Genomic DNA, 25,909 nt, shown 5'->3' on the forward strand with positions numbered 1-25,909 from the left:
TTTAAAATACAAAACGCCCGATGAAGTACATCGAGCGTTTTAGTTAAAAAGTGTCAACCCATATCAGGACGGGTCAAAGTGATGTGGAATCCATATGGCGAACCAAGTGAATGATAAAGCGCCAAACGACGAAATGTATCTCAATGAAGATTGGAAAAATTATTTTTATGTAAACGATAGAGGTAGGGATTGATACTGTTTATGTAAGGAGAGAGCGATTTATGAAAAGCAGTCGTTTCAATATGATTAGACACCTTTACTTTCTTAAAATAGGAAGGGCTCTAAGAAAGTAAAGGTGCAGATGATTTTTTAGTTTTTACCGCCGTCACTTGTTCTGAAGTGATAATCGAAGTTTATGATTGCACGATATTTAACTTCATCACGGTTAAGTGCGTATTCTTCAACTCTCACTTTACTATCATCGATTGCAATATCACGAGGGAAACCGCTTCCAATGATGTTTAGACGATTTCTAAGTTCATGTTTTGATAGCGTTTGGTATTCATCGACAAGATCAAACGCAGAGCTATAAGCGGCATCTTTTGTCGTAAAGTCATTGAGAACAACTTTGTTTGTAGAGTGTTCGACATGAATACCAGCAGTAGCAGATAAACTGAATAATAATAGTGATGAGAGCGTCATTAGTTTTTTCATATAGTCACCTTTTTATTTGTATTACAAAGTCAAGATGTCCAACGAATCCTTGTTAATATCTCTCGACAAAGGTGATAGTGCCATTATAGAAATGTGCTGTACATCACATTTGTGACCATTAACTATGGAAGAATTGTCAACAATAAAACTCAAGCACTTTTGACACTACGGTCAATGTGAAAAAGCGAATATCTGTATGGTTTCGTTAATAATTAAACCACTCTCGGAAACGCTGACTATTCAGTCAAAGCGTATGTTTCTTGTCGTTATAGTGACCTGCCTACAACTTAATCACTTAATGCATGCAATTCAATTGCAATGGCTTGGTATAGATTTTCATTCAGATCTTCCAGCGTAGTAACGATCCTACAAATTCTAGTGATTAAAAAGTCATTGTTTGTGGTTTTTTATTCTATTGTCGTGTATAAAAAAACTTTACAACAAATGATAAAGGAATATCCATGAAAAAGTTATTGTGTTTTGCTGCACTGGGGTTAGCTGTTTCGACGACGGTTAATGCAGACCCAATTTTAGACGACATCAAAAGTACAGGGGAGCTAAAAGTCTGCTTTGATTCTGGGTATATGCCTTTTGAAATGACAGCAAAAAATGGGCAGTACATCGGGTTTGATATCGATTTGGGTAAGCAAATGGCGCGTGCCATGGATGTTAAGTTTGTGCCGGTAAACACTTCATGGGATGGCATTATCCCAACACTGTTGACTGGTAAGTGTCACATGATTATGGGAGGGATGACTATCACACCTATGCGAAATACTCAGGTGAATTTCGCTGATCCTTATGTGGTTATTGGTCAATCCATTCTCGTAGATCTCAAACATGAAGGTAAAGTGTCTAGTTACCGAGATCTCAATAGTCCAGAATATGTTGTTGCAACTAAGCTTGGGACAACGGGTGAGCAAGCGGTAAAACGATACCTTCCGAAAGCTAAGATAAATCTATACGAAACTCAGTCTGAAGCGGTACTTGAGGTTGCCAACGGAAAGGTAGATGCGTTTGTTTATGACTTTCCTTACAACTCTATTTATGTGGCGGAAAACAAAGGGCAGTTAATGCACTTGGCCAAACCGTTTACTTACGAGCCTTTGGGTTGGGCTGTGCCGCAAGGAAATCCAGATACGCTTAACTTCTTAAACAACTATTTACGTCAAATTAAGGGCGATGGAACTTACGATCGCATTTACGATAAGTGGTTTAACGACGATAAATGGTTAAAGCAAGTTAAGTAATCATTTTGTTATTGTAGAGGAGCGGTTAGCTTCTGGCTTGGTTCATCGCCAACCAAACGGTTCGCGCTGTGAAGCTAACGCTTTTCTTTATTCAAATACCCAACCAACTTTAATCAAAGTCATTCTCGGAATCACATGCAAAATAACTTTAAATCCTTATTGTGGAACGCTGTTTTTGTTCTTGTTTTGCTATCAATTTGCGGTCTTGTCTATCTGTCAGGTAAGCGAATCGATTACAGCTGGAATTGGGAGCGTGTCCTTCCTTATATTGCCACTAACGCTGCTTCATCCATTACCGCGCCTGTCGATGGGAACATCATTCTCGACGAGAATAACCAACTGGCTCTGGAGAGTATTCATGGTGATATTGTTCTTGAACTAAGCCAATATAAGTCTGTCGACGTCTATGAAGGTGATCTTATTTTTGAAGGAGATACCTTAGCAACTATAAAAGAGTGGCGCTCTGGCCCAATTTTAGATGGTGTTGTGACGACCATTAAAATCTCACTCTGGTCACTTATCATTGCTCTAGCGTTGGGCTTAGTTGTCGGACTAATGCGTATATCCAGCAATCTGGCATTAAAAAAGCTGGCGCTTGTGTATGTCGAGGTCATTCGTGGAACGCCTCTTTTAGTACAGATTTTTATCGTTTACTTCTTTATTGGTACTGTGCTTGACCTTGAGCGTTTTACTGCGGGAGTGATAGCGCTCTCCGTGTTTACCGCCGCTTACGTCGCAGAAATTGTGCGGTCAGGAATCCAGTCAATCCCAAGAGGACAAATGGAAGCGGCGCGTTCACTAGGAATGAATTATCCCAAAGCGATGATTTATGTCATTTTACCTCAAGCGTTTAAGCAGACATTACCTCCCTTAGCCGGGCAGTTTATCAACCTGATAAAAGATTCCTCACTTGTCTCCGTGATTTCGATTACTGATCTGACAAAAGCGGGCAGGGAAGTCGTAAGTGGTAGTTTTGCCCCATTTGAAGTTTGGTTTACCGTAGCGGCCCTTTATTTGCTTCTAACTAGTACCTTATCTTGGGCAATACAAACGTTAGAAAAGAAATTGGCAGCAAGTGATTAATGGTGGAGTCATTAATGGAATACATTATTTCAGCAAAAACAATTAATAAAATTTACCCTAATGGCTGCCATGCGCTCAAGGACGTATCGGTAAATGTAGAAAAAGGGGAAGTGATTGTCATCGTAGGACCGTCAGGTTCTGGTAAGTCAACATTCTTACGGACGATCAATCAATTAGAGACAATAAATAGTGGGTCTATTATCGTAGATGGTATCGATATGTACCACAAATCTACGGATATCAATAAACTACGCGCTGATGTGGGCATGGTATTTCAAGGCTTCAACCTTTTTCCACATAAAACGGCGATAGAGAACGTCATGTTGGCACCTTTAAAGGTTTCTAAACGTGACCCTGAATCGGTGAAGAAAGAAGCAAAAGATTTGCTTTATAAAGTCGGTCTGTCGGAGAGAATGGATAATTATCCTAATCATTTATCAGGTGGGCAGCAGCAGCGCGTCGCAATCGCTCGTGCGTTAGCAATGAAGCCCAACATTATGTTGTTTGATGAACCCACATCAGCACTAGATCCTGAAATGGTTGGAGAAGTTCTTGATGTGATGAAAGATTTGGCCAAGGACGGAATGACGATGGTCGTGGTTACTCATGAAATGGGTTTCGCAAAAGAGGTCGCTGATAGGGTGTTGTTTATGGAAGATGGTGAGCTTTTGGTTTCTGACTCTCCTGAGCGATTTTTTGATAACCCCACCAACCCTAGATTGCAGAAGTTTTTATCTAAAGTCTTATAATAAAAAGAAAATTTGATTGAGGGCGAGTCCCTCAATCACTTCATGCACTATTGTGGCTCGTAACGTTCGCCTCGCCGAGAGACATAGATAATGGGCTTTTTACTCGAAGTTAATGGCGATAACATTAGCTTGGTCCGAATGAAAGGTCTGGTAAATACTAAAGTGTTTAATCAGCCATTAAGTCTTTGTTCACTTTAAACATAACAATTTCATTTTGAATTGATAAAAATTGTGTTTGAATAGAGCTTATGGATGTTTGGCGGTATGGATGTCTAAATGAAGAAAGTAACAATTTTAGATGGTGGCATGGGGCGAGAGTTGAAACGTATTGGCGCCCCTTTTTCTCAGCCGCTTTGGAGTGCACAAGCGCTAATTGAATCACCACAATATGTAAAAATGGCCCATGAGAATTTCATAGACGCTGGCGCTGAGATTATCACTGTTAACAGTTATGCATGTGTTCCATTTCACTTAGGAGAGGAACTCTATGCGAAGCGAGGGATTGAGTTAGCAAAATCTGCAGCCAAAATTGCCAGAGATGTAGTCACCAGCTCTAACGATAGAGTGCTCGTTGCGGGGTCTCTTCCTCCTGTCATGGGGTCTTACAGGCCTGAATTATTCGAGCCGAAAAGGGCACTGGAAGTGGCTTCTGAGTTATTTGAAGCTCAAGATCAATATGTTGATATTTGGTTAGCTGAGACCGTGTCTAGCCTCGCTGAAGTTGAAGTTCTATCAATAATTTTAGCCAAAACAGATAAGCCCAATTATCTTGCTTTCACCTTAATGGATGAGCCTAACTCTTTGCCTCGCCTTCGCTCAGGGGAATCTCTCAAAGCCGCGGTCAATACGCTGTTGAAAACAAATGTTTCAGGTATCTTTTTCAATTGCTCTATTCCTGAAGTTGTCGAGCAAGCGATCATTGATACACAAGCAGTATTGAGTGAGTCAGGTAGAGAATTGACGATAGGTGTTTTCGCAAATAGCTTTGCTCCGATAAAGCAAGCGCACCAAGCCAACGAGACCATTCAGGAAGTTGGTCATTTCTCTCCGACTGAATATCTTGAGTATGCTAAAAAGTGGCATGCGCAGGGAGCGAGCATTATTGGTGGTTGCTGTGGGATTGAACCACGTCATATTAAATTGCTAGCGACTTGGAGAGACACTCTCGAAAACGCCTAATTTTGGTGAAGCGCAGGGAAGTATGACAAGAGATTTTGTTTTTTATTCATCGTTATAGATAAAATAAAGGCCTTTCATATCTGGCAAAGTAACAAGATGCTTTAACTTGCTCATTCATTACCTTGCCAGTTTGCCTCGAGACTTTTATTAATTATTTTTGGTTCAGATTAACGACAATCTTTCCAACTGTTCTCTGATTTCGCATGTCCAAGAGTGCGTTACCTACATCTTCTAAGCCGATGATCTTCAGTTTCGGTACTTCCAATTCTCCATTTTCTAATAGCTCAGACACTTCCTTTCCGGCATTAACGATACTTGCAAACCCTCTCTCGCCAAAGACATGACCAGAGCCCAAACTTATTTGGTGGAAGCCCAAGCCTTTTAAGAAGGCATCTGGATATTGAGAAGGGTCGACAGTCTTGACGAGCTCCACCATTTCGCCCTCAAAGGTTAACACCGAGGCTGCAATTCGGTCGTTATCACCGCCTACACAATCGAGTGCAACCTCAACGCCATGATTTCCGGTAATGTCCATTACTCGCTGAACTACATCTTCATGATGATAATCAATCATATGGGTTGCTCCTAACGAGGACAAATATGCGTGATTAGCTTCTGAACTAGTAGCAATGATCTGTTCAACACCAAATGTCTTTGCTAACTGAATAGCAAAGCTTCCAACGCCACCAGCACCTCCGGCGATAAAAATGCTGCTTCGATTTGAAATATCGAGCTTGTCTACCAAAGCGCGATATGCGGTCCAGGCTGCGCAAGGTGTAGATGCTGCCACTTCAACCGGAACCTGAGGGTGCTTTATAAGCGTTCTTGAATCATGGATAGCAAATTCAGCGAATCCTCCGTGATGGCGTCTCATGTTTCCGTGATACAACACTTTATCGCCAACCTTCCAATCAACGACCGCATCGCCTACAGAGACTATTTCTCCTGATACGTCTAACCCGCCAACAAAATTGTTATCCATGTTAGTGACCATGTCTGACCAATAATGAATTTTTGCATCGACAGGGTTCAAACCAACAGCGTTAACTTTAACCAATACATCAAATTGGGTTTCTAGTTTTGGTGTAGGTAATTCGGATAAAGAGAAAGTATCTTTATCTCGTTGGTAAGTTATCGCTCTCATAGGTTTTCCTTATTATTAAGAATGGTCGAAAGTCATACTAACTCAGAGGGTGCTGCTGCAATAATTATGGTTTTTTCTTATTTTGATAATTTTAGGTTATGTTTGATAAAAAGGATTCGAGATGCTCTGAAATTATCATCGACAACCAGTCTGCATAGCTAACGACATGTAACTTTATGATAAGTAATGACTAGTTTTATTATTCCATTTTTATGGAAATATTTTGTTGATCTTTTGTTTTGTGATTCTATAATTCCAGAAATATCGAAACAAAGGCTTATCTATCAGGTAAGCTCGTTAGCGAAAAATGACTAGGAGAGTAAATGTGAATACAGAAATTATAACTATGGCTAAAGAAGCGCTGGATATGTTTGCGTTTCTAGCAACCGAACTTATCATCTTATTTCTGGCAATTAGCTACATTGTCGGTGTGTTGCAAGATTTTCTAACGCCAGAAAAAATTCAATCTATTCTCAGCTCGAAAAAGGGTAAAGGTTACTTCATTGCTGCGTTGCTAGGTTCGATTACGCCTTTCTGTTCGTGTTCGACCATTCCTTTCTTAAAAGGCTTGTTGCGTGCAAGAGCAGGTTTTGGACCTATGATGGTGTTCCTATTTGCAAGCCCGTTGCTTAACCCAGTGATTATTGGCTTGTTTGTGGTGACTTTTGGTTGGAAAGTTGCGGTATTTTACTTTGCTATTGCGATGTCAGTATCAGTGGTAGCAGGCTATGTACTTGAAAAACTAGGGTTTGAGCGTTACGTCAAACCAGAAGCATATCAAGCGGTAGGTTCTTCTTCGTGCGGTACTTCTTGTGGCGATTCAAGCAAGAAAAAAGAAGAAGCGAGACCAGCATCAAGCTGTAGTACCAGCGCCTGCAATGAACCTACGCCAGTTGCGGCGAAAACATCTTGTTGTGGTGATGCACCAAAACCTGAACCTAAAGTGGAAGTGTCCTGCTGTTCATCAGACGGTAGTGCAACAGCGACAGTCGTGGAAGAGAAAGAGCCTAGCCGCTGGGTACGTATTTGGCAATCAACTTGGAAAGACTTTAAGCAAGTGTTCCCTTATCTCATGATGGGCATTGCGATTGGTTCATTTATCTATGGCTTCATCCCGACGGAGTTCATTGCGGAGTTCGCTGGTGAAGCGAAGTGGTACGCGATTCCGGTCGCAGCAATCATTGGTATTCCATTGTACATCCGTGCAGAGGCGGTCATTCCACTTAGCGCGGCACTAGTACAAAAAGGTATGGCTCTTGGATCTGTTATGGCGCTTATTATTGGTAGTGCTGGCGCAAGTCTTACAGAAGTAATTTTGTTGAAATCAATTTTTAAGAACCAGATGATTGCTGCCTTCCTAATCGTTATCTTAACGATGGCCATGGGAGCGGGTTACTTATATACCTGGGCTTTTTTATAAAAATAACCCTCGGGCGATTGCTCGAGGGCTCTGTTTTTGTCGCCATATAGGGAAAGGGAAGTTTCCTATACCGCGCAGGCTATAAAAAGATAAAGAGGTTACTCGTAAATACTATAGGAGAAATACTTGCTGGCGATGGTTTTATGCTTACCGCTCTGGATCAATTTTTGTATTCCGCTATCGAGTAATGCTTTTAATTCTTTGTCTTGTTTTCTCACTGCTACGCCAATGCCACGGCCGAACCACTTTTCCTCTGTAAACGCTGGTCCAGTAAAGTGATAGCCTTCACCTTGTGCAGTTTCAAGAAAACCAGCACTTAAACCGATTGAGCCGCCAAATACAGCATCTAACCGTCCATTGAGTAGATCAGTAAATGCCTCATCGAACGTACCATAACGACGAATATCAATATCTGGATACAAGGCCGAAAGGTACTTATCACCAATTGTGGCTCTTTGAACTCCAATAGATAAACGATTTAGGCTGCCGTCATCCATGTTGATTTCTCTATCATTTTTCATTACAAAACGAGTCGGTACTTTTGCATAAGGGACGGTGAAATCGACTTTCTTTTCTCGTTCTTCTGTGATTGTCATTGCAGCAATAATCGCATCGTTCTTGCGACTAAGGAGAGAAGGGATGATGCCATCCCAATCCATTTTTGAGATAACGCACTTTACTTCTAACTCTTTGCATAACGCGTTAGCGAGGTCGACTTCAAACCCTTCTAGCTTTCCCTCTTTTGTCGTCCAGCTAAATGGGGGGTAAGCCCCTTCAACAGTGAAGCGAATTTGTTTCCACTCTTTCGCATGGCTGAAAACTGAAAATAAGCTAATAAACAATACGACTATCCATTTCATAAACGTTTCCTTGTAACTATTTGGAAACCAATGTTTAACACAAAGTAAGCAAATATCAATGAAAGTGCATATATGTGTGACCTTTCGCCCGCATTGTGTGAGCGAAAGGTTTTACGTGTATTACAGCTTATCTTCAATAGTTACGAGGGGAACTCTCGTTGAGACAGCGTGAAGTGCAATGTTGTGAATCATTTCATCGACCGTGGTACAGCTATCCATTAAGATCGAAACATCATACTTGTCCGCAGATTTTGAGATAGCAGTATGTGTCACGCAGTTTTGTGTCATCATTCCGCATACAAGTAACTCCGTTACATTTTTGCTTGCCAATACTTCTTCTAAACGTGTTCCTTCAAAGCTATCTGCGAAGTGCTTTACCACGATTTCGGAATTCGGCGCTAAAGCAAGAACTTCTGGGTGAATATTGGCACCGTCGCTGCCTTCATTGAAGAATGGGGCAATACCCATGGCAGGGTCGGCAATATGCTGAATATGAATCACAGGAATGTTTTGCTCATTGGCTTTAGTTATTGCTCTCTTAACATTGTCTAAAGTTGATTCTGTATTCCATAAAGGAAACTTTCCTTCTGGGAAATAGTCGTTTTGCAAATCAATTACAAGTAGGGCTTTTTGAGTCATTTTCTTTTCCTTTTATTCAGGATCATTGCGGTACGAATAATATAAAGACTTTTAGCTACCTTCTTTAGAGTCTAAAATGACACAAAAGAGTCAAAAAGCGACACTTGAAGATAATTGAAAATGAAAATAGCACTCGTTAATTACCCAGATAGCTCGCAAGCCTCCGTATATGGTTTAAGCGAACTCTTCGAGATGGCAAACCGTGCGGCGGCTAAATTGGGCGTTGATGTGCACTTTGAAGTAGAGATATTGGATCACTGGCCAAACACGCACTTCGATGTGAAAACAGCGGTAATGATTCCGCCTAGCGGCACTGGTCAATATTACTTAGAACCAGAGCCAGAGCTACTCGACTGGTTAAATGTCCAATATAGTAAAGGTGCGATTTTAGCCTCCGCCTGCGCTGGTACTTTTATTCTTGCTCAAACCCAGTTGTTGACCAATAAGTCTTGTACGACACACTGGGACTTAGCTCCTTCATTAGCGAGTCAGTTTCCCGATATCCACGTAAGACAAGAAGCCATCCTTATTAACGAAGGAACGATCATTACGGCTGGGGGTATGATGTCATGGGTGGATTTAGGTTTGGAGTTGGTTTCCTTATTTGCGTCACCGGCAGTAATGCGCCTGTTAGGAAAAATGTTGGTTATTGATACTGGTCCGAGAGAGCAACGCTTTTATCAACAGTTTACTCCAAACTTCCAACATGGTGATGAGGTAATTGTTCAAATACAGCACTATATAAACGATCATTATCAAGGAAAACTGAGCAATAAAGAGCTTGCAGAGTTGAGTTGTTTAACAGAAAGGACATTGCAGCGACGCTTTAAAAAGGCGACAGGTTTCAATGTTAACCAATACATACAAAGCTTAAGAGTACAAAAAGCTTGTGATTTACTTGAGTCGACAACCCTAACATTTGACGCAATATCATTTAGAGTGGGTTACCAAGATGTGAGCGCGTTCAGGAAAATATTTAATAGAATCGTAGGTTTAACACCGAAGTCGTTCAGATCTCGGTTCTGTTCATGAACGCCAGAAGTAAGATAATGTTGGTATTAAACATTTATAACTCAGAAGCAAACACCGCATATTTTTACAAGCTAGCTTAGCGTGATGAAAAGGGATAACAAGCTAAGCCAACCGTAGCGATCTTCTAAGTATTGAGAACTTTTTAGGATGCTTAAAGTGTTCTCAAATTACAACGACTTGTATAGGCCGCTGTTAATCGAAAAGCTATGTGATTTCCAAAACCAGTTTCCCAGTATGTTGCTTGCGTGAAAATACTTCTTGCGCTTGACCTATCTGGTTTAAGGGAAATGACTCCGCGACTAAGGGGCGAATTGCGTTCTGTTCGATATAGCGAACCAAGTTACCGAATACTTCTGGTGCCAAAACGGTACAACCAAATAACGCTAGGTCTTTAAGGTAAAGAGTTCTTACATCCAGCTCGACAATTGGGCCGCCTATGGCGCCGGAAACAGCGTATCTTGATCCTGGCTTTAGTACCTGAAGAAATTGTGGCCACTGCTCTCCTGCGACCAAATCAATCACTACGTCAACGCTGTTTTCTCCGAGAGTCGCTGTTAAATTTGCATCGCGAGGGATAACTTGGTTTGCTCCTAATGCCGTGATCTGTTCTTTCTTTTCTGGGCTGGCGATAGCAATGACGTATGCTCCACGCGCCTTCGCCAGTTGGATTGCGGCAGAGCCAACACCACCGGATGCCCCTGAAATCAGTACGGTATCGCTCGCTGTGACATTAGAGCGGACAAGCATGTTCTCTGCAGTTGAATAAGAACAAGGGAAGGAGGCCAAGTCGATATCCGATAAACTACTATTCACTGCATATGCATGTTTACTGTCAACAACAGTGAACTGAGCAAAGCCACCATCACATTCTGAACCGAAGTACCAAGGCAAGCTAAGTGCTTGACTGTTGAAGCGCGTAATACATGGTTCGATGAGCACGCGCTGGCCGACTCGTGATGGGCAGATATTCTCACCAACAGCGACGATGGTACCGCATACATCGGCACCTTGGATTCGAGGGAGAGATAGCGCGTCTCCTGACCAACTTGCATCCATGCTATTGGCGTCGTTTTTAGAATACCATGCTGTTCGGGTATTGATGTCGGTGTTATTGACTCCGGCGGCGGCTACTTGGATCAATACATCATCAGGCGAGGGGACTGGCACAGGTAGATCATCGCGGTAACGAAGCATATCTGGCCCACCATGACCGATAAGTTGGACGCCTTTCATGACTTTCGGGATTGTGGTCATTGATTGTTCTCCTTCATTAGTTCTAGCAGAGTGCGTTCAGCGGATGCAAAGGCAGCGTGACCGAGAACCGGCCATGCGTTGGATAGACCTTCATGTAACAAGAAGAGTGTGGTTGCGAGGTCTTCTCGCTGACTTAGTTGGCCCATAAGCTGACGGACCGTCAATTTGTGTTGTTTTACTGCTTGATTAATCGATAGATTTTCTGGATAGGCTGCTAATGCATTGATGGACATGCAGCCATTCGGTGCAAACTTCTTCATCCAATCCTCGAGGCGAGTGAATAGGTGTAATACAGCCGGTGCTCCATTGGCAGGGGCGTCTTCGAGCAAAAACCTCAAATACCTTTGATGGCGATGCTCGAGAGCTGCAACAATCATCGCTTCCTTGGAGGGGTAGTATTTGTACAGGGTTCTCAGGCTGACTTCGCAGGCGTTTTTGAGTTGGGGTACGCTAGGCTCGGCGAAGCCATACTGACTGAATGCTTTTTCTAGGCTTGCTGCGATTTTTTCTTTCACTATTTGATACACCAGGTAGAACGTTTGTTTTACCTAAGGGTAGAATAAACTTTCTACCTCAGTCAATGGTGTATTTAAACTCTGTATTGAAAGCCCGACGTAATGCCGGGCTAATTTAAGTGATTTTTATCGATTTGGAACGTGAATCAGTGTGCCGTTGCGGGCTGCTCTCCACGCTTGTCTAGCATTCCGCTGAAACGGGTTAGTAGTAGAGCACCTAATACTACGATCGCGCCAATCCAAGGTGTGTGCATCAGCCCAGCATTGGCCACGATAAGGCCACCGCCCCAAGAACCCAGTGCAATACCTACGTTAAATGCAGCAATGTTGAGACCAGAAGCGACGTCGACTGCATCAGGTGAATATTTCTCTGCTAGTTTGACAACATAAACTTGAAGTCCTGGAACGTTACCAAAGGCAAAGGCACCCCAGACAAGAATGGTCACTACTGCAGAAATTGGATTAAATGCTGTGACACTAAACACGAGCAATACCACAATTAGGCCCGAGAAAATCGCTGTCAGAGCTTTGATTGGCCCCATAGAGTCGGCCATCTTTCCGCCCCAGATGTTGCCGAATGCGACTGATACACCATAAACCAACATAATTAGGCTGATAGCGCTAGAGCCAAACCCCGAAACTTCTTCCAAAATAGGAGCCAAGTAAGTGAAGGCTGTGAACGTACCACCGTAACCGAGCGCGGTGATTGCGTACACCAAAAGTAGACGAGGTTGAGTCAAGACTTTTACTTGCGATGACAGCTTGGTTGCTGGTGGTTGTTTCAGATTACTCGGCACTAGCAGAGCGCTTCCTATCAGTGCGATGATTCCAAGGATCGCGACGATTAGGAAGGTTGCCTGCCAACCAAATGTCTGGCCAATCCAGGTGCCAAGTGGCACGCCCGTCACTAGAGCTACGGTGAGACCGGTAAACATAATAGCAATTGCGCTAGCTGCTTTTTCTTTTGACACTAGGCCAGTGGCGATAGTCGAGCCGATCGAAAAGAACACACCGTGTGCAAGCCCGGTCAGTATCCTTGCTGTAACTAGTGTGTTGTATCCAGGTGCTTGCCAGGCTAACAGATTGCCAAGAACAAACAGTGCCATAACAGAAAGCAGAACGTACTTTCTTTTCCAGTTACCAGTCAGCGCTGTTAAAACGGGAGCACCAACCGCGACACCAAGTGCGTACAGGCTAACTAAAAGACCCGCTGAAGGTAATGATACGTTGAGGTCGGAGGCCATAGTCGGTATCAGACCGACAATTACAAACTCCGTGGTTCCAATAGCAAAGGCGCTAAGCGTCAATGCAAGTAAAGCTAAAGGCATAACAACTCTCTCTTATAATCATTGAATATGAATGGATAAACGAATAGCCCGTTTCCATGCCGTGTATTATTAAAGAGTTATTCGTTGCGAAAAATGGTGTTTATTACAAAATACTTTTGCTATAAATGATGAAAATGCGCAGTTAAGAAAGGGGATGAAATGTTAACCCGATCAGATGAATTAGAGATTCTTATGGCAGTTGTGGATAGTGGTGGATTTTCTTCCGCTGCTGATGCACTAGGTATTCAAGTCGCTAGGGTGTCTCGTGCGGTTAGTAAAGTTGAATCACAGTTGGGGGTAACCTTGCTGAATCGCACGACGCGCAGAGTGGAAGTTACTGAGGAAGGGCATCAGTTTGTTGAAGCGGTTCGGTTAGGTTTACTACAAATACAGCAAGCTGAAGAAGAGATCATCACACGAGGTGAATTACCCAAGGGGCGCTTAAGAGTTGATGCCGCTAGCCCATTTGTTTTACATCAACTCGTGCCGTTAATTCAGCCATTTAAAGAGGCTTATCCTGATATTCAACTCGATCTTACCTCTAATGAGGGTTTTGTGGATCTATTGGAAAAAAGAACCGATGTGGCGATACGTATTGGACGATTATCGGATTCAACACTGCATGCTAAACCTTTAGGAACAAGCCCACTATTTATCGTTGCCACGCCTGGTTATTTATCTAAACGAGGTTTCCCTGAAGCGGTGAGCGATTTGCGCAGTCATAACTTGATCGGTTTTTCTGGCGCTAAAGTGTTAAATCAGTGGCCATTACGAGGGTTTGAGATGATAGAGCCTGATACCCTATCCAGCAGTGGTGAAACGGTTAGACAGTTAGTGCTGGCAGGGAACGGCATTGCATGTTTATCTGGCTTTATGGTGAAAGATGATCTTGATTCTGGACGGTTAGTGGCATTGTTTGAATCGGAAAAAATCACAAATACTGGACGAGAACAGGTCAATGCTGTCTTCTACAAATCTTCTTCAGTCTCTAAACGTATTTCCGCGTTCATCGACTTTATTCAACCAAGACTTACTTTAAAATAACTCTATTATTGTTGTTTTAACAAAAGAGTTTTGTCGTTATTGCAGCTTTTGTTTTTCCAAGTGCCAAGCCTAGCGTGCCACCCCTTAGTAAGGTGGCACATATTTTTATTTGATCTTAGTTAAAGCGTGGCAACACGTACTGAGCGATCTGTTCCATTGATTTCTCAATTGGTTGGCTATTACGACGGAAATGCAACCCGATGTGATTGACTCCTGCTTCTTGCATTTTTTCTAGCTCATCGCTCAAGCCATTGACTCCGGCCCGGATACCAAAATGATGCCGAACGACTGGTGCATTTGGGTTATCGACTAAATCAAGATGAATAAAGCTGGCGTAGGGTTTGTTTCCCGCTACGGAGCGCCAAAGTGCAACGCGGTGTTCATGATCATCAGGTGTGCCTGGGTAGGCGAGCCAGCCGTCTAGGTTTTCTCCTATCCATTGTGGACTTTGCTGCGCTAACCCTGCGACATAGATAGGAATATCAGCAAACTCGGGTAATAACTGTAGATCGTTACCCAGCTTATCATTTTGCGTATCTTTCAAAATCTCTACACTTTCTCGAAAAGCTGAGCCACGGCTGTCAAAGTTGGCGTTAAAAACGGGATATTCACTAGGACGGTCTCCACTAGCCACACCGAGTATCAGGCGGTCACCACTTAACTCGTTGATGGTCGCAGCGGCTTTTTTCACTAGCCAAGGTTGTCTTAACGGTAATACTATCGCAGCTGTCCCTAGTAGAATGTTGTCGGTGCACGCAGAGAGATAGCCAAGATAACTGAATGGTTCATAAATTTGTGCCGCGTCTCCAAAGTTAGGGTCGTACAACGGGACATCTCTCACCCACGCTACGTTAAAGCCTAACTTATCGGCTAACATAATACGCTGTTTATGTGCACTCATGTCTGGTACGCCGAACGGTTTTCGTTGGAGCAGCCGTTTTTTCTGGCCTTCTTGGGTCCAGTCATTATCTAGGGGGAGCTCAACACCGATGGTGAATCTGTTACTTAAATCTTTATGCATTATGAAGCCTGACTATTACTTTGAGTACTAGGAGGCAAGGTGCCTCCCTGATATTCAGGACACTATGAGATTTTTGTTGTGAGAAAAAGCGGCTAAAAGACAAAAGTGTTTTGCCACAAACAGCGGTGGTCTTTAAAGGAACTGGTGGTTCTCTACCTTGATTTCTTGCTTGATGAAGTCAATAAAAGAGCTGATCCGGCGTGAGGTGCTGGCATTTTTGTAATACACCGCATGAACGGGCTGTTCGACATTATGCGTGTGTTCACTAAGCACGCCCACTAAGCGACCAGCTTGTCGGTCAGAGTAGGTCATAAAGTCAGACAGGCAAGCTATCCCCGCACCATGTAAGGCTAAACATCTTAGCGTCTCGCCATTATCAGATCTTAGGCTACTCATAATACGCAGAAGTTTGTTCTTATCATCCATGATCGGCCATTCCTTAAGATACTCCGGCTTGTTGAATCCAAGTAGCTTGTGATTGAGTAACTGATCTATTGAGGTTGGAGTACCATGTTGTCTTAAATACTCTGGACTCGCGACGATTCGAATCCGACTTTTACCAAGAAATATCGCGCGCATGGTTGAGTTTTGTAGCTCACCGATACGAAAAGCAATATCGGTTTTTGTTCCCAAAAGGCTAATATTTTCCTCATTGGAATTGAGTTCGATTTCGACTTCTGGATAGAAGCTCTGATATTTAGCAATGTGCGGCGTTAGTACGTGCAGTAAGAACGGGGTAGCTGCGTTTATTCGTAGGAGGCCAGAAGGCTTATATTTCTGGCTTTTCAGTTGTGCTTCGGCATTCTCTACTGCTTCTACAATATGTCTGACTTTATCGAGGTATATCGTTCCTTCATTAGTAACATCTAACTTACGGGTTGTGCGATTTAACAAGGTCGTTTCGAGTTTGGCTTCTAGCCGAGATACCGATCGACTCACCGCCGAGACGGTCATCGATAACAGTTCAGCCGCAGAGCTGATTGAACCCGTATCGACCACGGCCATAAAGGTGCGCATTTCATCTAGAGTAGCTTTCATTGTTGAATATATTTCAAATTAGATTTGAGTATTGTTAACTTTACGGAAAGTTTCTTGCGGCGTAAAGTTTTGCTTCGAATCAACTATAAAATCGATAATTCAGGAGATTTAGATGAAAGTACCATCATTTGGCGTCGGCACGTTTCGTTTAGAGGGTGAAGTAGTTAAGGATTCAGTCCGTAATGCGTTAGAAGTGGGTTACCGCGTAATTGATACTGCACAGATTTACGGTAATGAGGTAGAAATCGGTGAAGTATTGACACAGTCCGGTATTGCACGTGATGAGCTATTCATTACGACCAAGATCTGGGTTGATAACATGAACACGGAACAACTCATTCCAAGTCTAAAAGAGAGCTTAGAAAAGCTAAATACAGATTATGTGGATTTGACCTTGATCCATTGGCCTGGCAATAACAATAACTTGAACGAATACATGGCTTCATTACTTGAAGCTAAATCGCAAGGGTTAACCCGTAATATTGGCGTATCCAACTTTAATATTGACTTGTTGCAACAAGCGATAGAAGTGGTCGGTAAAGAGAATATTGTTACTAACCAAATCGAGCTTAGCCCTTATTTGCAAAATCGTAAGTTGGTCAGCTTCATGCAGGAAAACGATATTCAGGTAACGTCTTACATGACCTTGGCATATGGGAAAGTACTTGGGGACCCAACTATTGCAGGTATTGCTGAGGACTATCAGGCCACGCCCGCTCAAGTCGCGCTTGCTTGGGCTTTGTCAAAAGGTTACGCGGTGATCCCGTCTTCAACTAAACGAGAGAATTTGGCAAGTAACCTGAAAGCACTTGAACTTAATCTGAGTGAAGAGACGATTGCAAAGATAGATGCGTTGGAAAGAAATGGCCGCGAAGTAAACCCTGAAGGGCTAGCGCCTGAGTGGGATGATTGAGTGAGTTTCACGGGAAATCATTGTCTAAATGACACCTCTGCAATCGCTGACTTCCTCAGCGTTTGACGGTAGTACAACACCATAGACGATAACGGCTCGCTTGTCTGACGATAGTGCGAGCTTTTATCTTTTTGGCCTATTAGTTTACTGTATTCTCCCGGCCTTCAATTTGGCCGGGAGACGTCATTTAGAGAACAGTTACCATTCGATTGTAGAGCCATCAAATACGCGGAAGCTTCCGGATTGCTCAAGTGTTAGCTGTTCTGCGACCGAAACAATACCAGCAACACTTTCCTCGGCAGAAAAGGTTGCGTCCTCACCGCCCATATCGGTTTTTACCCAGCCGGGATGAACTGCGACAGTTTTTACTCCTCGTGATTCGAGATTGCGTGCTGCTGATACTAGAACCTGATTAAGCGCTGCTTTAGATGCTCGATAACTGTACATGTTACCTGAACTGTTATCGCTTAAACTCGCAACTCGGGTTGAGATTCCCACGATGGTTTTGTGCTGACTTTTCGCAACGTTGTCTTGTAGGGCTTGAATTAGCAGGGCAGGTGCGACGGTATTTATGTTTAGTACTTCTAGCCATTTTTTCTGGGTCATTTCGCCAAGCGTTGCACACTCTTCGCCTAATACACCTGCATTCAGAATTAAATGATCGAGCGGACGATCCGCTAATCGAGTGGCTAACTGATCGATATCTTGTTGGTTAGTGACGTCTAGAGCCATCAGTTGAAGTTGATTGGATTGGGTTACTAGTTCATTGAGCTGCTTAGCATTTTCTGGTGAACGACAAGTTGCGATAACTTGCCAACCTTTTCCAAGGTAGTGGCGGACAAATTGCAAGCCTAAGCCACGGTTAGCGCCAGTGATTAATACAGTAGACATCGCTTCTCCTACGTTGTTGAGTTGAACAACGACCATATTAGAGGCGACGTATAAGCATGTAATCAAAACAGTATAAAAATGGCCTAGGATTCGACATTGTCAAATCTTAAAATTTGAGAAAGATTCTTGCAAAGTGTTTTAGCCTAGTGACCGTCAGTTCGGAGGCAGCACCGCTAACACCTGCAACAGCAACGACTTTACCATCCAAGTAAAGGGGGATCGCTAAGCAATTGAGGTTTGGCTCTGCCTCTTCTAAATCGAGTGCGTAACCTGATAATACAACCTGATTAAGTTCAGTTTCTAACGTGGGGGATATTTGGCTTTCAAGGCGCAATGTTCGACGAAGCTCATCATCAAAACTAATAAAAACTTTGCCGATCGCAGATGTTGTGAGTCCTTCTCGTTTCCCTCTCGGGCTGCGGATAGTAAGAGGGTTATCCTGCTCTATAGCATCGATATACAAGTACTCTTTAGCGCCACTTTGTACAGCGAGGTAAGCTGTGTTGTTAGTCATTTGGGCCATTTTTTTCAGCAATGGAACAAAATGTTGTCGGATAGCTTCGTTTTTTTGTTCAATCGGCTTAGACAGTTCATAGCATCTAAACCCTAGGCTGTAGCTATGGTTGTGTTTGGATACATATCCAAGAGAGTGTAGAGTCGCAAGTAACCCGTGAACAGTCGTCTTATTTAACTGGATCGCATTACTGATCGTCTGTAATGATAGGGGAGACTCACTCATCGAGAGCAACTCGAGGATTAGAAAACCTCGCTCTAGAGACTGAATGTTTTTTCTTGCCTTGGGCACAAAGACTCCTTGATGATGGTGTTGCATCTGAATGGCTTACTGATGCTTCCACCTATAACAAACCACTACGCTGGTGGTTTGGCTTTATTAGAGAATATACTCAGCACTTAAACTGATCGGCTCGTTGTATGCGTCCACAAGAGAGTTTTTTCCTTGCTTCTTAGCATTGTATAACGCTTGGTCTAATATCGAATAGAGCTTATCAAAGTTGGTGAGTGGCATTGAGGTTGATAGATAGGCCAGACTCGCAGATATATTCAATTGATGGTTATTAATCGAATGTACACTCTTTTCTGAAATTGTTTTATGCAGACTTTGTATTCTAAAGGGAACGTCAATCTCATCGACGTTTTTCAATAGCAAGATAAACTCTTCTCCACCTAAACGCCCCAAGTACTCTCCCTTATTAAGTTTAGCTTTAAGCGCTTTGCAAACCTGTTGTAGTACTAAGTCGCCAGTTGGATGACCATACTGATCATTAATCGCCTTAAAGTCATCTAGATCGATTAATGCTAGAACGTAGCGGAAGTCTCCTTCCGCTTTGGAGGTTTGGCTTTTAATCGTCTCTATAATTGCCGCTCTGTTTAATGCACACGTTAAGCTGTCTATTTTGGCTTTTAAGCGTGTTTGTCGCTGAATCATCAATGCCAGAGCGAGGAGAAGCAATAAACAGAAAACAACAAAATTATAAGTGCGTTGTTGGTCTGTGAGTTTTTCAAACTGATACTGACTTAGAAGAGTTTCGTTGTTCAACTGCGCGACTTGTAGATCATATTCATACTCTTTTTTAGTGAGATCTAGTGCCTCTAACGCCTTGATATTACTCGCGTCTCGGTTCGTTAGTTCAATCGTCGAGTAGGCCTTGTGATGCTCCAGCGCCTTTTTGTAATCATTTTGAGCTTGGTATGCTTTTGAGAGGAGTAATTGGGCTTGCGCTTGCAATAAGGGCCTAGCGTTTTTTACCGCTAATCTTAACGCAATTGTACCGTGTTCAATCGATTTTTCGGGTGTATGGTTCTTTAAATATGCCAATCCAGCAGCCAAATGACCCTCTGTTTCAAGGTGCGTATTCTCATAAGTTTGGGCAATGTTTAATGCTCTTCCAATGTAATCTACCGCGGTATCCAATTGCCCAGAATCGGCCAAAGCAGCAGATAACCCTAAATAGGTCAACCCTTGCCCGTATGGATAATGAAGTTGTTCGAGAATCGTTAATGCATTTTTGTAGTGGCTGATGGACTTATCGAGTTCTTTGGATTTTCTGTACATCGCTCCTAGACTATGTTCGACTTGCGCAACTTCAAGAGGTGTCCCTTCATCTTGGCGAACCAGTAAGGCTTGAATGAGATATTGCTCTGATTGTTCAAATTGCCCCAGCTCTGCAAGTAAATTGCCGACGTCATTGTAAATCCCTGAATGATCGCTTTGCGTCGACATGTTGGCCATCAACTGTCGATACAAACTTAAGGCTTTTTCATAGTCACCGCGGTAATTGTAGTTATTTGCTACCACGCGCAAAGCAAGATCAACAGGGAAGTTTTCTTGATGCTTATGATTTAAGTGGCTCTCTAAGGATGAGCAATAAAAGTTTGCTTTGTGATAACGACCTTGTTGATTCAGCGTATAACAAAGTTGATAGTTCATCAGAGCCTTGCCTTCGGAATCGGATATTTTCTTCATTGTCTGTCGCAAAGAAGAAAAGCTATCTACTGAGGCCTCGTAACTACCATGCTTACGTTCATTTAAGGCAAGAATATATTCTGATTCTAATTGAGAAAAATGGTTGTCTAAGACTTGACTGCTGCCGTAGTAAGGCTGATTTATGTTTGACATATATTCATAAATCAATCCACTTACGTAGAGCTTTTCGCTGTCCGATTTCGCTGTATGGTAGCGATCTTGAAGCATGCTCAATGCCGACTCAGGGTTGCTTCGTAGTGTGGTTTGGTAGACAGAGTGCCACTGTGTGATATTTTGGTTTGGTTCAATATCTTGAGTGTCGCTTGCATATACTGGAGTGAGCAAAAGTGACGCAAGCAAGGGATAGAGCACGCGCATGTTTAAACGAGCCTTTAATTTAAGGTGCCTTTAAAGTTGAGTTATCATAGCGCTTTTAACGCATCAGCGTTGTGATTAAGTTGGGTGTACTAAGAAAAAGAGTAGTAAAACTATGCACTTGGTCGAGATATTGAAAGAAGAGGCATAAAAAAGAAAGACCTCAACATAAAGTTGAGGTCAGAAATCTTTAATCAATGTAAAGCTTTGCTAGATCTTGAGGCTCCATTTCTTTGCCTTCTAACTGATCGTTCCAGTTAGTTCCAACAAGAACACCATCTTCAGCAAGAGTCAAAAGCCAATCTTCAACAAAGATATCTAATGGGATTTCTAGTACAGTAAAATCTGACCATTCTTCAACATTATGTGCTTCTGCATCTTCTTTAGAAGACCAGAAAGGCATGACTTCGCTGTTTTCGAATTCAGTTGAATCGCAAGATAGCCAACCTTCTTCATTGCGTAAACCCCAAACCAATTGGTTTTCTTTCGTTTCTGCAACAAAAAGGTCAAGGTTCGCTTGGATATCTGATGTAAGTTTGCTCATTTCAAAACTCTCGTTGTTATGACGTGGCTAGAGTAACACTAAAGTGCCGATTCCTAAAGCATAATACGGTTGTCGAAATGAGTAAAAATAAAGGAGCCGAAGCTCCTTTTCTGAGGTTAAGTATTCACTCGTTTTTGTTTGCTTTGTGCTTGCAGAGCAAACAAAAACAGGTACTTTACCTTTCTGGAAGAGTTGTGAATATTGTCCACTCTCTTTTTATCTCGCCTTTGTAACCAACGACTGATGCGGTTACTCGACGATTTAAAGCATGGCTGACTTCATCGGTCCCTTGTTGTGCTAAGTGAGTGTCACCAAAACCAACAATGCGGACTCTACTCGGTTCGATGTCGTAGCTTAGTAGGGCTTCACGGACATTGCGTGCTCGTCTTTCAGAAAGATCTTGGTTATGCTTTGAACCGCCAACTTTACTAGCATAGCCGTGCAGCTCTATCGAAGTAGTAGGGTACTCTTTTAAAAAGTCGGAAAGCTCTCGGACTTGTCTTCTGAAGACTGGATTGATCTCATCAGAGTCGTTAGCAAAAAGTATCCGCACTTGCATGTTATCTGATGCTTTAATGTATTCTCCACAACCGTCGTTGTCGACCTCTGAGCCTTCAGGTGTACCTGGGCACATATCTCGAGCATTGATGACACCATCGTTATCGTCATCTTGCAAATCTGCTATTTGTTCTGCATTTGGTACAGGACGATACTCATATTCGTCTTCAGCAACAACGTGTTGAGTGATGGCGAGCATACCCAATGCAAATAGAATCTTCACTGGTTTCATGATCAGTACTCCACCTTTTCATTCCATTCTGTAGGTACATCGACACGCAAGGCATTTAACAATTGGCCAGTCGCGTTCATAACGCGGTACTTGGCGTACTGCTCTGAGTATCGAGCATCTAAGTAGTTCTTTCTCGCTTCGAAAAGTTCGTTTTCAGTATTTAACAAGTCCAGCAGAGTGCGTTTTCCAATGCGATACTGCTTTTCGTAGGCGATGACAGTTTCAGAGGCCGAATCTACGTGATCCGCTAGGAACTCTTTTTGTTGAAGTGTTAAATCTAACGCACTCCAAGATAGACGAAGACCTTCTTCTACTTGGCGGTATGCACGTTCTCTTAGGTCTTTTGCTTTATTTAGTTGGTAGGCAAAACTTTCAGCGTTGGCTACGTCACTACCACCGTTAAAGAGGTTGTAACGCATACGTAACATTGCTGTTGTCTCTTCGCTGCTTCCTTCGATACCGCTTGCATCATCACGCCATGTTTGAGCCGCTTCTACCGATATCGTTGGGTAGTAAGTTCCCTTAGATTGCTTGTATTGGAACTTTGCAGAGTCCACATCAGCTACCGAAATTTTGATTACTGGATGTGACTCGAATGCCAAGTCAATCGCTTCATCGATGGTGTAGGGAATAAAGTTTTGGTCCGCTCTTGGGAAAATCAATCCTTGTGGTGACTGTCCGACAAGGCGTGTAAAGGTGGTGTGGCTGTCATATAAGTTGTTCTGAGCTGCCACCAAGTTACCGTGAGCCTTTGCTAAACGAGCCTCTACCTGGGTTAGGTCTGCTGTAGAACCGATACCTGAGTTAACTCGCTTTTTAATGTCTTCATAGATCTTCTTATGCACTTTCAAGTTATTCTCGGAAAGTGTCAGAATTTCATAAGCTTTTACTGAGTCTAAATAAACTTTCGCGACCTCTAAAGCGGTGTCTTGGGCATCAGCTAGAAGTTGATAACGGACCGATTCAGCATCAGCTGCTGTTCGATCCATATCATTAAGTGTCGCTGAGCCATCCCATATTAGCTGGGTTAGTGTCACGGTGGCTTCTTTTCTTGTCAGATCGGTTGAATCTCGCCCTGACTCTGCAGGTTTGATTCCTTCGTAACCGATACCGGCATCTAAGTCTACGGATGGGAGGTAAGCACCACCAGATGCTTCATTCACATACTGCTTGCTAACGAATTCATTGAACGCACTTTTGATGTCAGGATTGGTTTTTAATGTGTTTTCAACCGCTTGCTCTAGCGTTTGCCCAAAAGCATGACTAGCGGTGAACATACCAATACAAAAGGCGTTGGCACGAGTCCACTTCACTGTGATTCTCCTAGATAATGGTAAAAATTCTCGAGGTGATAGGGCTTATAAGTGGAATACTTATAAGGGCGTCAATAATTTAGCGCACAATAACATTAATATGCGATGAAGTAACCTGTTGATTCGCTGTTCATTTGTTTCAATTTTGATAAATCAACCTACTAAATCTGCCTAAAAATTGAATTAAGATCTCAAATTAAACATGGAGGTAATGGCTAGAAACGAGAGTCCAGATTTTAATAAAATAAAACACTTATGCATCTGGATTCTTATTGATGTATGACACATAATTACTTTATTGAGCATCAAATTGCTGTTATTGCACTATATATTCGGGCAATATATAGCAAATTAGTATTGTTAGTCAAAAACTTGACAGTTATTTAGGGTTAAGGTTTATATGGATCGTACAGCATTAGTGCCACTCGGTAATCAAGTCGTCGTAATAGGTTTGGATGGGCAGCTGAGAGTCCTTGCAGAAGGACAGCAGCCTCTACCAGGTGAAGTGATAGTGGCAATGACAGATGCTGCGCCTCAAGACCTGAAAATTCAGCTTGCTCAAGAGCAAGGTTTAAAAGATATTTCAGACGATGTAGCACAGATTATTAGTGCTATTGAGCAAGGTCAAGACCCTTCTGCTATTGATGAAGAACTCGCACCTGCAGCGGGTGAAAATAGTGGCTCCAGTTTGCAAAATAGTGCCACGATTGTACGAGATGGTACTGAAGTGCTAGCCTCAACAAACTTTGAAACTATTGGCCTAGAATCCCTCGGCTTATCTGAAACACAAGCGTTGACCTTAAATGACTTCTTCACAACAGGTATCGAGACAAGTGGGGATGGCTCAAGTAAGCCACTTACTAATTCTCCAGTGACATTAAGCGCTGTTGAGGAAGATAGCGATCCAATCACGATAACTACTGAAGAATTACTATCTAATGTCAATATTGATGATGCCGATACTCTTGTCATTACAAACGTCACTATTGAGAGTGGGAATGGCACCTTAATTGATAACAGCGATGGCTCTTGGACTTACATCCCAGAAGCTGATGATGACACTGAAGTGTCATTCTCCTATGACATCATTGATGATGATGGTGGTGTTATTAATGGCACTGCTAACTTAGATATTACGCCTGTTAATGACGCGCCAATAGCAACTAATGATGCGATTCAAACTGACGAAGATTCCCTGGTTGTAATTGATGTGCTCGCTAACGACAGTGATATTGAAGGTGATGATTTAATCATTACCTCTGCTTCTGTACCAGAAGAGCAAGGTATCGTTGAGATTATCGATGGTAAGCTTGTTTTCACTCCGGCTGAAAATTTCAACGGTAATGCAACGATTAGCTACACCATCTCAGATGGTGAGTTAGAGGATGAAGCTCAAGTTTCGGTAACAGTAAACTCAGTTAACGATGCGCCTATTGCCTCTAATGATACAACAATTACAGAGGAAGATAGCTCAGTAACGATTGATGTCCTGCCAAACGACACCGATATTGATGGTGATAAGCTGTCGATTGAATCAGCGTCTGTACCTGAAGCACAAGGTACAGTTGAGATTGTTGATGGCAAACTGGTCTTCACACCGGCTGAGAACTTCCATGGTGACGCCGAAATCACTTACACCGTGACCGATGGTGCACTGACTGACCAAGCGACGGTCAATGTCACCGTAAATGCCGTAAACGACGCGCCTGTGGTTGAAAGCAGCATTGCAGACCAAGCCTTGGCGGAAGACTTTACGCCATACAGCATCGATCTAAATACCGCTTTCAGCGATGTGGATAACGTGGATGGCGATCTGAGCTTCAGTGTCTCTGGCAACAGCAACATTCAAGTGGCGATCGTCAATGGGATTGCTACGTTCACTCCAACCGCAGACTGGAACGGCTCAGAAGCGTTGACGTTTACTGCCACCGATCCAAGCGGCGAGAGCGTTAGCCAAACGGTGAACTTCACGGTAGCGCCTGTGGCGGACATCGTGGCAGACAACGCGACGGTTGTGGAAGACACGCCGACCATCATTAACGTCTTAGGTAACGACACGTTCGAAGGCGACGATAAAGTGGTGTCGCTGGATAGCAATAACGGTCCAGCTAACGGTACGGTCTCGGTCAACCCGGACGGCAGCGTCACTTACACGCCAAACGACAACTACCACGGCACAGACAGCTTCACCTACATCGTCACATCTGGGGGCGTCAGTGAATCCACCACGGTGAACGTCGATGTCACACCAGTGAACGATGCGCCAGTGGCAAAAGATGACACGGCGATTACTGACGAAGACACGCCAGTGACGATTGATGTCCTGCCAAACGATACTGACATCGATGGTGATACATTACGTATTGACTCGGCGTCTGTGCCGAGTGA

At 43.0% G+C, this 25,909-nt stretch carries 24 protein-coding genes; 9 read left to right on the forward strand and 15 right to left on the reverse strand.

Going from position 1 to position 25,909, the window contains the following annotated elements; genetic code table 11:
- Positions 1–309 precede the first annotated feature (309 nt).
- Positions 310–654, reverse strand: coding sequence for a DUF3316 domain-containing protein (locus tag R7E38_RS22170; protein ID WP_005377323.1), 345 nt, complete (start codon positions 652–654; stop codon positions 310–312).
- Positions 655–1,115: 461 nt separating this feature from the next.
- Here R7E38_RS22170 and R7E38_RS22175 point away from each other — a divergent pair, with 461 nt between their 5' ends.
- From R7E38_RS22175 to R7E38_RS22190, 4 genes are all read left to right on the forward strand, one after another.
- Positions 1,116–1,904 carry a transporter substrate-binding domain-containing protein gene (locus R7E38_RS22175; RefSeq protein ID WP_005377324.1) on the forward strand — a complete coding sequence of 263 codons (789 nt, stop codon included), beginning with the start codon at positions 1,116–1,118 and terminating at the stop codon, positions 1,902–1,904.
- Positions 1,905–2,039: 135 nt separating this feature from the next.
- Positions 2,040–2,987, forward strand: coding sequence for an amino acid ABC transporter permease (locus tag R7E38_RS22180; RefSeq protein WP_054579516.1), 948 nt, complete (start codon positions 2,040–2,042; stop codon positions 2,985–2,987).
- A gap of 14 nt (positions 2,988–3,001) precedes the next feature.
- Positions 3,002–3,736: an amino acid ABC transporter ATP-binding protein gene (locus R7E38_RS22185; protein WP_170893395.1), complete on the forward strand. Its 735-nt coding sequence runs from the start codon at positions 3,002–3,004 to the stop codon at positions 3,734–3,736.
- A gap of 276 nt (positions 3,737–4,012) precedes the next feature.
- On the forward strand, positions 4,013–4,915 hold the full coding sequence (locus R7E38_RS22190; RefSeq protein WP_226084299.1) for a homocysteine S-methyltransferase family protein: 903 nt from the start codon (positions 4,013–4,015) through the stop codon (positions 4,913–4,915).
- Positions 4,916–5,066: 151 nt separating this feature from the next.
- Here the strand turns inward: R7E38_RS22190 and R7E38_RS22195 are convergent, their stop codons facing one another.
- A complete protein-coding gene (locus R7E38_RS22195; RefSeq protein ID WP_064376739.1) occupies positions 5,067–6,059 on the reverse strand; it encodes a zinc-binding dehydrogenase in 993 nt (330 codons plus the stop codon).
- A gap of 346 nt (positions 6,060–6,405) precedes the next feature.
- On the opposite strand from R7E38_RS22195, the gene R7E38_RS22200 reads away from it, so the two are divergent.
- Complete coding sequence (locus R7E38_RS22200; RefSeq protein WP_250154148.1) at positions 6,406–7,479, forward strand: permease; 1,074 nt, start codon at positions 6,406–6,408, stop codon at positions 7,477–7,479.
- Positions 7,480–7,577: 98 nt separating this feature from the next.
- Here R7E38_RS22200 and R7E38_RS22205 read toward each other — a convergent pair whose 3' ends face one another.
- Positions 7,578–8,339 carry a transporter substrate-binding domain-containing protein gene (locus tag R7E38_RS22205; RefSeq protein WP_005388903.1) on the reverse strand — a complete coding sequence of 254 codons (762 nt, stop codon included), beginning with the start codon at positions 8,337–8,339 and terminating at the stop codon, positions 7,578–7,580.
- Between the two features lie 120 nt (positions 8,340–8,459).
- The gene (locus R7E38_RS22210) at positions 8,460–8,978 is read right to left on the reverse strand and encodes a cysteine hydrolase family protein (RefSeq protein ID WP_005377333.1); all 519 of its coding nucleotides are present in this window, start codon (positions 8,976–8,978) and stop codon (positions 8,460–8,462) included.
- A gap of 120 nt (positions 8,979–9,098) precedes the next feature.
- Here R7E38_RS22210 and R7E38_RS22215 point away from each other — a divergent pair, with 120 nt between their 5' ends.
- On the forward strand, positions 9,099–10,010 hold the full coding sequence (locus tag R7E38_RS22215) for a GlxA family transcriptional regulator (protein WP_169629156.1): 912 nt from the start codon (positions 9,099–9,101) through the stop codon (positions 10,008–10,010).
- Between the two features lie 204 nt (positions 10,011–10,214).
- Here the strand turns inward: R7E38_RS22215 and R7E38_RS22220 are convergent, their stop codons facing one another.
- The 3 genes from R7E38_RS22220 to R7E38_RS22230 form a co-directional block, all read right to left on the reverse strand.
- Positions 10,215–11,264, reverse strand: a complete 1,050-nt coding sequence (locus R7E38_RS22220) for an alcohol dehydrogenase family protein (RefSeq protein WP_226084300.1) — start codon at positions 11,262–11,264, stop codon at positions 10,215–10,217.
- On the reverse strand, positions 11,261–11,782 hold the full coding sequence (locus R7E38_RS22225) for a TetR/AcrR family transcriptional regulator (RefSeq protein ID WP_226084306.1): 522 nt from the start codon (positions 11,780–11,782) through the stop codon (positions 11,261–11,263). The genes R7E38_RS22220 and R7E38_RS22225 overlap by 4 nt, the downstream gene beginning before the upstream one ends.
- A 143-nt stretch (positions 11,783–11,925) precedes the next feature.
- Positions 11,926–13,107 (reverse strand): MFS transporter, encoded by a 1,182-nt coding sequence (locus R7E38_RS22230; protein ID WP_176310984.1) that lies wholly within the window; start codon positions 13,105–13,107, stop codon positions 11,926–11,928.
- A 159-nt stretch (positions 13,108–13,266) separates the two neighbouring features.
- Here R7E38_RS22230 and R7E38_RS22235 point away from each other — a divergent pair, with 159 nt between their 5' ends.
- Positions 13,267–14,151: a LysR family transcriptional regulator gene (locus tag R7E38_RS22235; protein ID WP_033906135.1), complete on the forward strand. Its 885-nt coding sequence runs from the start codon at positions 13,267–13,269 to the stop codon at positions 14,149–14,151.
- A gap of 115 nt (positions 14,152–14,266) precedes the next feature.
- On the opposite strand, the gene R7E38_RS22240 is transcribed toward R7E38_RS22235, so the two are convergent.
- Entirely contained in the window at positions 14,267–15,172 is a 906-nt protein-coding gene (locus R7E38_RS22240) for a TIGR03571 family LLM class oxidoreductase (RefSeq protein WP_064353954.1), read from the reverse strand.
- Between the two features lie 132 nt (positions 15,173–15,304).
- A complete protein-coding gene (locus tag R7E38_RS22245; protein ID WP_226084301.1) occupies positions 15,305–16,210 on the reverse strand; it encodes a LysR substrate-binding domain-containing protein in 906 nt (301 codons plus the stop codon).
- Between the two features lie 112 nt (positions 16,211–16,322).
- Here R7E38_RS22245 and dkgB point away from each other — a divergent pair, with 112 nt between their 5' ends.
- Positions 16,323–17,123: a 2,5-didehydrogluconate reductase DkgB gene (dkgB, locus tag R7E38_RS22250; RefSeq protein WP_226084302.1), complete on the forward strand. Its 801-nt coding sequence runs from the start codon at positions 16,323–16,325 to the stop codon at positions 17,121–17,123.
- Positions 17,124–17,321: 198 nt separating this feature from the next.
- On the opposite strand, the gene R7E38_RS22255 is transcribed toward dkgB, so the two are convergent.
- The 6 genes from R7E38_RS22255 to R7E38_RS22280 form a co-directional block, all read right to left on the reverse strand.
- A complete protein-coding gene (locus R7E38_RS22255) occupies positions 17,322–18,014 on the reverse strand; it encodes an SDR family oxidoreductase (protein ID WP_033906133.1) in 693 nt (230 codons plus the stop codon).
- A 106-nt stretch (positions 18,015–18,120) separates the two neighbouring features.
- On the reverse strand, positions 18,121–18,819 hold the full coding sequence (locus R7E38_RS22260) for an IclR family transcriptional regulator (RefSeq protein ID WP_226084303.1): 699 nt from the start codon (positions 18,817–18,819) through the stop codon (positions 18,121–18,123).
- An 87-nt stretch (positions 18,820–18,906) separates the two neighbouring features.
- Complete coding sequence (locus R7E38_RS22265; protein ID WP_226084304.1) at positions 18,907–20,877, reverse strand: diguanylate cyclase domain-containing protein; 1,971 nt, start codon at positions 20,875–20,877, stop codon at positions 18,907–18,909.
- A 187-nt stretch (positions 20,878–21,064) separates the two neighbouring features.
- Positions 21,065–21,418: a DUF2750 domain-containing protein gene (locus R7E38_RS22270; RefSeq protein ID WP_053304422.1), complete on the reverse strand. Its 354-nt coding sequence runs from the start codon at positions 21,416–21,418 to the stop codon at positions 21,065–21,067.
- Between the two features lie 175 nt (positions 21,419–21,593).
- Entirely contained in the window at positions 21,594–22,208 is a 615-nt protein-coding gene (locus R7E38_RS22275) for an OmpA family protein (RefSeq protein ID WP_005377354.1), read from the reverse strand.
- Between the two features lie 2 nt (positions 22,209–22,210).
- Positions 22,211–23,521, reverse strand: coding sequence for a TolC family outer membrane protein (locus tag R7E38_RS22280; protein ID WP_017635971.1), 1,311 nt, complete (start codon positions 23,519–23,521; stop codon positions 22,211–22,213).
- Between the two features lie 400 nt (positions 23,522–23,921).
- On the opposite strand from R7E38_RS22280, the gene R7E38_RS22285 reads away from it, so the two are divergent.
- Positions 23,922–25,909, forward strand: a 1,988-nt coding sequence (locus R7E38_RS22285; RefSeq protein WP_318082110.1) for a tandem-95 repeat protein, incomplete at its 3' end; no start/stop codon positions are given.

Source organism: Vibrio sp. Vb2131 (assembly GCF_033338535.1).
Lineage (GTDB): Bacteria > Pseudomonadota > Gammaproteobacteria > Enterobacterales > Vibrionaceae > Vibrio > Vibrio alginolyticus.